Raw genomic sequence first — 538 nt, 5'->3', positions numbered from 1 at the left:
GAATGAGTAAACTTACGGATGTCCGGGAACACATATTCCAGTGCAGCGTTGTCACTCACGCCCATCCACTGTGCGAGAGTTGAGCCAACTTGGTCTGCGGCAATAGCCGGAATCAATCGACCTTTTGAGTAATCATCTTGCCCTCCAAGTGTTAACTCTGGCCACGTACCGATCGGCGCACTGCCATTTACCGCACCACCTATCAATAACTGATGACCGCCCCAGCCGTGATCGGTACCGTTACCATTATTGGTCATACGTCGACCAAAGTCAGACATCGTAAACGTGGTCACGTTTTTACTCATACCGAGCTTATCAACTGCGCGATACATGGCATTTAGGTTGGTGGCGAGATCTTCGAGTAACAAAGGGTGTCGCGCGAGCTGCGAGTCATGTAAGTCGTATCCTGTATGTTTTACAAAGAACACTTGTCGCTGCTGACTAAGCGCACTCTGGCTGGCGATCAATTTGTACACGGTCTGCATTTGTTTGCCGAGCGTAGAAGAGGAGAATAAAGGCGCGTCATCGATCAGTTTCA

Annotated in this window: 1 protein-coding gene; it reads right to left on the bottom strand. The window is 49.6% G+C overall.

Translation table 11 applies throughout. The features are described 5' to 3' along the window. The coding region (locus tag R7040_RS29470; protein ID WP_318098052.1) for a DUF1501 domain-containing protein at window positions 1-538 on the bottom strand (538 nt) is incomplete at both ends.

The sequence above is a fragment of the Vibrio sp. 1069 genome, from assembly GCF_033340555.1.
This window is presented reverse-complemented; position numbering and strand designations above follow the sequence as displayed.